General features: G+C 69.8%; 6 protein-coding genes. 3 read left to right on the forward strand and 3 right to left on the reverse strand.

Features of this window, described 5'->3' with window-relative positions:
• Positions 1–6: 6 nt before the first annotated feature.
• The 3 genes from ACFV15_RS05640 to ACFV15_RS05650 are packed head-to-tail and all read right to left on the reverse strand — an operon-like array spanning position 7 to position 2,707.
• On the reverse strand, positions 7–297 hold the full coding sequence (locus tag ACFV15_RS05640; protein WP_378348950.1) for a hypothetical protein: 291 nt from the start codon (positions 295–297) through the stop codon (positions 7–9).
• 60 nt (positions 298–357) lie between these two features.
• Positions 358–1,539, reverse strand: coding sequence for an ATP-grasp domain-containing protein (locus tag ACFV15_RS05645; protein ID WP_378348951.1), 1,182 nt, complete (start codon positions 1,537–1,539; stop codon positions 358–360).
• A gap of 10 nt (positions 1,540–1,549) precedes the next feature.
• Positions 1,550–2,707: an MFS transporter gene (locus ACFV15_RS05650; RefSeq protein WP_378348952.1), complete on the reverse strand. Its 1,158-nt coding sequence runs from the start codon at positions 2,705–2,707 to the stop codon at positions 1,550–1,552.
• Positions 2,708–2,847: 140 nt separating this feature from the next.
• Between ACFV15_RS05650 and ACFV15_RS05655 the strand changes: the two genes are divergently transcribed.
• The 3 genes from ACFV15_RS05655 to ACFV15_RS05665 all read left to right on the forward strand — a co-directional run bounded on the left by ACFV15_RS05655 (position 2,848) and on the right by ACFV15_RS05665 (position 8,302).
• A complete protein-coding gene (locus ACFV15_RS05655; protein WP_378348953.1) occupies positions 2,848–3,267 on the forward strand; it encodes a YciI family protein in 420 nt (139 codons plus the stop codon).
• Between the two features lie 15 nt (positions 3,268–3,282).
• Positions 3,283–4,560, forward strand: coding sequence for an RNA polymerase sigma factor (locus ACFV15_RS05660; RefSeq protein WP_378348954.1), 1,278 nt, complete (start codon positions 3,283–3,285; stop codon positions 4,558–4,560).
• A gap of 241 nt (positions 4,561–4,801) precedes the next feature.
• Complete coding sequence (locus tag ACFV15_RS05665; protein ID WP_378348955.1) at positions 4,802–8,302, forward strand: M12 family metallo-peptidase; 3,501 nt, start codon at positions 4,802–4,804, stop codon at positions 8,300–8,302.
• The last annotated feature ends 64 nt before the right edge of the window (positions 8,303–8,366 follow it).

Here is an 8,366-nt window from a genome sequence, read left to right on the forward strand (position 1 = left end):
GGCGGGTCAGGCCGCGGTGACCTTCGCCGCGATATCGACTTTCGCCGGGTGGTGGTCACCGCAGGCGAACGCGGTCCTGGCCGGGTGGTGGTCGCCGGTGGTGCGCTGCGGTTCGATCTCGACCTCGGCGGAGATCTCGGGAACCTCGGAGCCGAGCGGCAGGTAGACGGTGACCTCGGAGCCGGTGGTGAGGCGGACCCGTGCCACGGTCCGCTCGCCGACCTGGAACACGCCGGTGCAGATGGCGGTTTCCTTGCTGCTGCGGCGTTCTTCGGTGAGCTGCTGGATCGTCGTCATGATTCACTCCCCAGATCTAGACCGGTTTAGTCTGACTGTGGCAGCGGTCACTCGCAGGGGTCAAGGTGGCGGATCCGCCACCTTGACAAGCCGGTCGAGCAGTTCGGAACGTGCGATTTCCGCTGCGTGCGCGGCTTTTTCCGCGTTGTCGGCGACCGCGAGGACGTACCCGATCCGCTCGTCGTTCGTCGTCGGCGGGCCGATCGTCGCGCCGGGCTGCGGAGAATAGTGCACGCGGACGATCTCGGGCGGGAGAACGAGATCGTCGGGTAGCGCGGGCGCCGGTCCGGTGAACGGCGCGGCGAGAAACCGGATCGCCGCGCCACGCCTGGGGATTTCCCGATGCTCGTGTGGTTCGCCGAGCGCGTCGAGCAACGTCTCGCGCATGGGGTCGCGGCCGGTCGCGAGCACGAGCAGTTCGAAGATCCGGTCGCCGCCCATGCGCCGGTTGATCTCGGTGACCGCCGGGCCGTCGCCGGTGAGGACGAACTCGACGTGCGACGGCCCGGTCCGGTGACCGATCGCGTCAACGGCGCGGATTGCCTCGGTTTCGAGCGTGCTCGTGTCGATCCTGGCCGGGACCGTGTGACCGAGTTCGATGAAATGCGGCGGTCCGGAGCAGTCCTTTTCGGTCACCGCGACGACCTCGTGGTGACCGTCCACCGAGCGCACCTCGACGCTGAATTCGGGGCCGCGCAGCCGTTCCTCGACGAGCACCGGCCCGCGCGCCGCGGCCGAGGCGTGCCGCCAAGCCGCCGGAACGTCGGCCGGGCCGTCGATGACGTGCACACCCGCCTTCGCCACGCCGATCGGCGGTTTGACCACGGCCTGAAAGCCGAGTTCCCGCGCGAAGTCCAGTACGGAGCTTTCGCTCGCGCAGAGCTGGAATCGGACCGGCCGTGTCGCGGTCGCGGCGAGCAGCTCGCGTACACCGGCCTTGTCGACGGCGAGCGAACTCACCGGTCCCGGCACGGACCGCACGCCGAGCGCCGTCGCGATCGCCGCCAGCGCGGGCAAGGCGTAATGCCGCACGCCGACCACGACGTCGACCGGATCGACGGCGTGGATCCGGGCCGCCGCGTCGGCGGCCGCCGCGACATCGGTGTAGTCGACGTGCACATACCGGTAGACCCAGTCGGCCTCGCGGCCGTCAGGGACCGGCTGCAGCAACGAAACCCGCGCCGGAAGCCCGACGAGCCGGTTCGCCAGCTCCGGCCAGGCGCCGACCATCAGCAGATGCACTACCGCCCCCTCAAGCCACGAGCTGACGCGGCGCGATCCGGCGCCGCAGCAGCACATACCCGGCCGCGTCGGCGCAAAGGACGATCGACGCCGTCAGCCAGAACCCCAGTCGGCCTGCCGCCGAACCGTCGAGCGACGCACCGGCGAACAAGCCCGCCGCCGCGCCGCCGATGGCCCACGCGGTGGTCATGTAGCCAAGGTATACCCCGGTCGACCCGGCGGGCGCGAGCTGCACGGCGATCACCTCGGCGGCCGCGAACAGCGCGAGCTCACCGCCGGTGAGCAGCACCATCGCGGTGTATAACGACCAATACGCCGAGCCGATACACAGCGCGCAACCAACAGCCATGAGAAGCGCGGAGCAGGCGAGCGTGCCCGCGCGCTGGGGGAGTGTGTGCCCGTCGGTCCGGCGGCCGACGCGCTTGCCGAGCAGCACCACCGCGAGCGCGTTGAGCGCGTTGATCAAACCGACCTCGAGATAACCGAGGCCACGGCTCGCGGCTTCCAGCGGCAGTGCGGCGACGAGCAGCGACATGCCGAACCACAGCGGGACGGTCAGCAGGCAGTACCCGGCGAAGCCCCGGTCGGCCAGCGGGGCGAGTGCCTGCCGCCAGAGCGACGTGACCTTCGTGGACGGTCGTCTCACCCGGCGGAACCGCACGACCGCGGCCACCGCGCTGGCGACGTAGAGCACCGCCGAGATCGCGAACACCGCCCGCGGCGCTCCCGCGGCGGAAAGCCCGGCGGCGACCAGCGGACCGAGGAAGGCGCCGACGTTCGTGGCGACGTAGAACCCGGCGAAGGCCGACGCGGTCGCCGCGTCGGCGAGCACGACCTTGCTGCCCGCGTTGTAGGCGAGCCCGCCGATGCCGTCGACGGTCAGCGCGACCAGCCACAATGGGAACGACATCGACGAGGTCAGCACCAGGTAACCGGCGGCCTCCAGCAGCAGCCCGGCGACCAGCACCCGCTCCGGCGCCCAGCGGTCGCAGAGCAGCCCGACCGGCACGGCGAACGTGCGGCGGCACAGCGTGTGGACGGCGATCAGCAGCCCGACCTCGGCAGGTGTCATGGCGCCTGCCTGCAGTGCGATCGAGCCGAGCAAGGGGATGGTCAAGAAGTAGCCGAAGCTGGTGACCACCCTGGTCGAAGCGATGAAACGATGCATCCCGTAACCCCCAGAGCCGCCGATGATAGGCCCGTTCGGAAAAATTTCGCGGGGGTGTCGATCCGTGGCGTTGCCCGTTCGACCTTGGGGTGAGAGGGTCCCGGCAGAACGGGGTCCGGACACATCAGGGAGACACGACCATGAAGTACATGCTGATCATGCGGGCCACGGACGAGACGTTCAAAGAGTTCCAGAACGTCGACTTCACCGAGATCATGAACGCGATGGGGAAGTTCAACGACGAGATGATCAGGGCCGGTGTGCTGGTCTCGGCCGAGGGGTTCGAGGACCCCGCCAACACGGTCGTCGTCGACTACTCGGGTGAGACGCCGGTGGTCACCGACGGCCCGTACGGTGAGACCAAGGAACTCTTCGGCGGCTTCTGGGTGATCAACGTGTCGTCGAAGGAGGAGGCCGTCGAGTGGGCGAAGCGGGCCCCGATGGCGGGTGCGGGAAGCAAGGCGGAGATCAGGCGGATCACCTCGATCGACGAGTTCCCGCAGGACAACGAATGGATTCGGAAGGAGCGGGCGTGGCGAGAGGCCACCGGCCAGCTCTGAACTGGGGAGGACGCGGTGGCCGATCCGACCGGCCGTGAGGCCGTCGCCGCCATCTGGCGGATCGAGTCGGCGCGGATCGTCGGCGCGCTCGCGCGCTACACCGGCGATTTCGCGCTGGCGGAGGACATCGCCCAGGAGGCGCTGGCCGAAGCACTCGTGACCTGGCCACGCGAAGGCGTGCCACGCAAACCGGCGGCCTGGCTGCTCACCGTCGGCAAGCGCCGCGCGATCGACGCGTTCCGCAGGCGCTCCGCTCTCGATGAGCGGTACACCGCCCTCGCCCATGACCTGGGCGAGGGCGGTGCCCTCATGACCAGCGTGCCCGACGATCCGGCCGACGACGTCCGCTGGGACCCGGACCAGATCGACGACGACGTCCTCGCGCTGATGTTCATTTCGTGTCACCCCGTGCTGTCCCGCGAGGCCAGGGTGGCGCTGACCTTGCGCGTGGTCGGCGGTCTGACCAGCGACGAGATCGCGAAGGCGTTCCTCGTGCCGACCGCGACCGTGCAGGCGAGGATCACCCGCGCGAAAAAGGCACTCGGCGCGGCAGGGGTGGCGTTCGAGGTCCCGTCGGCCGAGCAGCGCGCCGAGCGGCTCGGGTCGGTGCTCAGCGCGATCTATGTGATCTTCACGGAAGGTTCGTCGGCCAGTTCCGGCGACGACCTGATCCGCTTCGACCTCGCCGGGGAGGCACAGCGGCTCGCGCGGGTGCTCGCTCGTTTGGTCCCGGACGAACCCGAGGTACACGGCCTGCTCGCGCTGCTCGAACTGACCGCCGCGCGGTTTCCGGCCCGTACCGGCCCTGATGGGGAGCCGGTTCTGCTCGATCAGCAGGACCGTAGCCGCTGGGATCGCGCCGCGATCCTGCGTGGCCGTGCGGCGCTTGCCCGCGCCGAGAAGGCGGGCCGGGGCCTTGGCGCGCATGGCTTGCAGGCCGCGATCGCCGAGTGCCACGCCATCGCGCCTTCGGTGGACGAGACGAACTGGGAGCGCGTGGTGCTCCTGTACGAGGCGTTGGGGAAGCTCGTGCCGTCGCCCGTGGTCGAGCTGAACAGGGCGGTGGCGGTTTCGATGGCGAGCGGGCCCGAGGCCGCGTTGCCGTTGGTGGACAAGCTCGTGGCCGCCGAGGCGTTGCCGAACACGCATCTACTGCCGACCGTGCGGGGCGAGCTGCTGACCCGCCTTGGCCGTGTCGACGAGGCCCGCGCAGAGCTCGAAGCCGCCATCCGGCTCTGCGGCAACGAGCGGGAACGCGCCGTGCTGCACCGCAAGCTCGACGATCTCGGCTGATCGTTTCAGCAGCTCAAGGGTCGTGAGTGGTACGGCCGGTTAGAACCGGCCGTACCACTCACGAGCCTTGAGCTGGGCGAAAGCAGGGGTACCCGGCCTACTTTCGTCTGTTCTGGTGCGCCCGGTTTGTGGCGAGGATGGGAACTTCACCCGGTTCCGTGGGGAGTACCGGGTTCAGGGAGATCCCGCTGCCCATCGCTGGGCGTTGTGTGAGGAGATTGTGACGTTGGGAAGATCCTCGTTGTCGCGTGGCAGAACCATCGCCGCGCTGGCGGTCGCCGGCCTCGTGGTCGCGTTGATGCCCACCGCGGGCTCCGCGGCTCCGGCCGGTCCGGCCAGTCCGTGGACCAAGGTCGAGCCGGGCGCCGCCGCGCGGTCGGCCAAGCAGGCCAAGGAACCCGAGATCAGGACCGAACGGTTCGCCGGGTTCACCCTCGACCGGCCGATGATGGCCTCGGAGCTGCAGCGAGTCGCTCCTCAGGCCGCCGAAGAGGTGCTGCTGCCGACGCCGGAGGGCACGGTCCAGCGGTTCTCGCTGGTGGACGCGCCGGTGATGGAGAGCGGCCTCGCCGCCAAGCACCCGGAGATCAAGACCTACTCGGGTAAGGGCATCGACGACCCGACCGCGACCGTCCGCGCCGACCTGACGCCGCTGGGGTTCCACGCCTCGGTGCGCTCGGCCAAGGGTTCCTGGTTCGTCGACCCGTACTACAAGCGCGACCAGAGCCTGTACGCGAGCTACTACGGCCACGATCTCGCCAACCCGGCCGGGCCGCTCGTCGAACACGACGAGGTCGAAGAACTCGTCCAGGACATCCTGCCCGCCGACGCCGGTCCGATCGTCAAGCTGCGCACCTACCGGCTGGCGCTGGTGACCGACCCGTCGTACGCCACCTACTTCGGCGCGGAGAACGTGACCGCCGCCAAGGTCACGCTGGTCAACCGGGTCGCGCAGATCTACGAGGACGAGACGGCCATCCGGCTGCTGCTCATCAACGACACCGACAAGACCAACCTGAACACGACCGAACAGGCCACCGGGCCGAACGGTCCGTGCGGCGCGGCGGCCTGCTACACGACCGCGCAGATCGCGGGCTGCACGGGCAGTCTGCTGAACCGGAACCAGATCGTGCTGGGACAGCTGGTCGGCGCGGGCGCGTACGACGTCGGGCACATCGGGCTCGGCGTGAACGGCGGCGGTGTCGCCGGGCTCGGCGTGGTCGGTGGCAGCGGCAAGGCGCGTGGCTGCACGGGCCTGCCGACCCCGGTCGGTGACTTCTACGCCGTGGACTACGTGGCGCACGAGGTCGGTCACCAGTTCGCGGGCAACCACACGTTCAACGGCACCCAGGTGAACTGCTCGGGCGGCAACCGCAGCGCGGCCAACTCGTACGAGCCTGGCAGTGGTTCGTCGATCATGGCGTACGCCGGGATCTGCCAGCAGGACAACCTGCAGCCGCACAGCGACCCGTACTGGTCGCAGCGCAGCTACACCGAGATCTCGACGTTCACGTCTACCACCAGGCCGGTGATCAGCGAAGTGCAGAACGTCTCGCTGACCGCGTTCGACGGCACCGACTCGTTCACGCTCTCCTACGGCGGGCAGACCTCGGCGCCGATCGTGCGTGGCACGAACTACACGGCGGCCGGGATCAAGGCCGCTATCGAGGGCACCCAGGGCTGGCCCGCCGGTGCGACCGTCAGCGTCTCCGGTTTCGGCGGCGGCGTGCTCAACGACACCGGTTTCCAGGTCACCTTCGGCGGCGCGCTCGCCGGGGTGGACGTCGCCTCGCTGACCGTCGCCGGCACCGGCACCTCCGGGTTCGCCGGGGAGACCGTCGACGGCGGACCGCAGGAGAACACCGGATTCAAGGTCGAGGACACCGCGAACCACGCGCCGGTCGTCACCGTCTCGCCGTCGTACACGATCCCGGTCCGCACCCCGTTCGCGCTGAACGGCGGCGCGACCGACGCCGACGGCGACACGGTCAAGTACATGTGGGAGCAGAACGACCGCGGCGCCGCGGTGGGCACGGCCTTGGTGAACAACACCAAGACGGCCGGTCCGCTGTTCCGCCAGTTCGGCACCGCGGCGATCGTGACCGCCGAGGACACGCTGAAGTACTACTCGCCTGGCGAGAACGCGGTGAACGGCGAGACCACCCGTGTCTTCCCCGACTACGCGCAGATCGCCGCGGGCAACACCAACGCCAAGACCGGTGCCTGCCCGGCCGCTCCGGGACCGCCCGCCGCGGTGCCCGCCACGCTGGTGGACTGCTACTCCGAGTTCCTGCCGACCGCGGACTGGGTCGGGTTCACCGGGGACCGGACGCTGCACTTCCGCCTGACCGCGCGGGACTACCGCCCGGGTGGCGGCGGCATCGGCACCGCCGACACGGCGCTGAAGCTGGCGTCGACCGCCGGTCCGTTCCTGGTGACCTCGCAGGCCACCGGCGTCACGTACCTCGGCGGTTCGGCGCAGCCGATCACCTGGGACGTCGCGGGCACCAACGTGGCGCCGGTCGACGCGGCCAACGTGAAGATCTCGCTGTCGACCGACGGCGGCTTGACCTTCCCGCACGTGCTCGCCGAGAGCACGCCGAACGACGGCGGCGAGACGCTGACCGTCCCGGACGTGGCCACCACGAAGGCACGCATCAAGATCGAGGCGGTCGGCAACGTCTTCTTCGACCTGAGCGACGCCGACTTCACCATCCAGGCCTCGCCTCGGGTGACGGTGCCCGCCGACTCGTCGGTGCAATACAGCGACGCGGTTTCGCTGCCGGTCACGGCTTCCGACCCGGACAGCCCCGCCACCGGCCTCACCGCGACCGCGACAGGCCTGCCTGCCGGGCTGTCCCTTGTGGACAACGGAGCCGGAGCGTGGGCCATCTCGGGCACCGTCACGGCGGCGCCGGGCGCCTACCCGGTTTCCGTTGCTGTGAAGGATGATTCCGGGCTGGTCGGCAAGTCCTCGTTCACGCTGCAGGTGAAGCCGGAGGACGCCGTCGCCACGTACACCGGCGACGCGCTGGTGTACGGCAGCTCGGTGCTGTTCCGCGCGACCGTGCAGGACAACACCGACGCCAGCCCCGGCGATGTCCGCACCGGGACGGTCACCTTCTCGGCGGGCGGCCAGGCGCTGTGCTCGGCTCCGCTGGCGCTGCTCGGCACCGACGCCACGTCCGGGTCGGGCAGCTGCTCGGCGCAGCTTCCGCTGGGCTCGCAGCCGGTGACGGTCACTGTCGGTGGCAACTACGCGGGCACGGCCGCGGCGTCGGTCGACCTGGAGCGTTCGCAGACCAGCGCGGCGATCGTCGCGGGCAGCCTGCGCGCCTCGAAGTCGGCGGGCACGTACCCGGCGGCGGCCGGGTCCAAGATCGACCTGTCACTGGTGCTGGCGCACGCCGACGCCAAGACGAGCGGTCTGGGCACGGTCACCTTCCACTCCGGTGGCAAGCGGTACCAGGTGCTCGCTTCCGCGTTCGATTCTTTCGGTGCCAAGGCATCGCTGCAGTCGAGCTCGCTCGACCTGCGTGCCAAGGCGACGCTGAAGGAAGGTTCGCGTGTCGTCGGCTCAGGGCTGACCCTGCGGGTCACCGCCTCCGGCGGTTTCCTGGGTTCGCATGGTTCGGCTGCGGTTTCGCTCTATGACGGGGAAAAGCTGCTCTTCTCGTCCGAGTGGACCGGCGCTGCGACCGCGTCCGTCGCGCTGACCGGCGGAGCGGTGTTGGTCGTCTAAAGAGGTGTTTCCGCGGGGTGCCCGCGGGGTGCAACAGGGGACACCAAGGCCCGGGGGTGTGATA

The organism is Amycolatopsis sp. NPDC059657, assembly GCF_042734395.1.
Lineage (GTDB): Bacteria > Actinomycetota > Actinomycetes > Mycobacteriales > Pseudonocardiaceae > Amycolatopsis.

Coding starts and splice junctions, on each gene's coding strand:
- ACFV15_RS05655 (WP_378348953.1), top strand. CDS start 2,848: ATGAAGTACATGCTGATCATGCGGGCCACGGACGAGACGTTCAAAGAG.
- ACFV15_RS05640 (WP_378348950.1), bottom strand. CDS start 297: ATGACGACGATCCAGCAGCTCACCGAAGAACGCCGCAGCAGCAAGGAA.
- ACFV15_RS05650 (WP_378348952.1), bottom strand. CDS start 2,707: ATGCATCGTTTCATCGCTTCGACCAGGGTGGTCACCAGCTTCGGCTAC.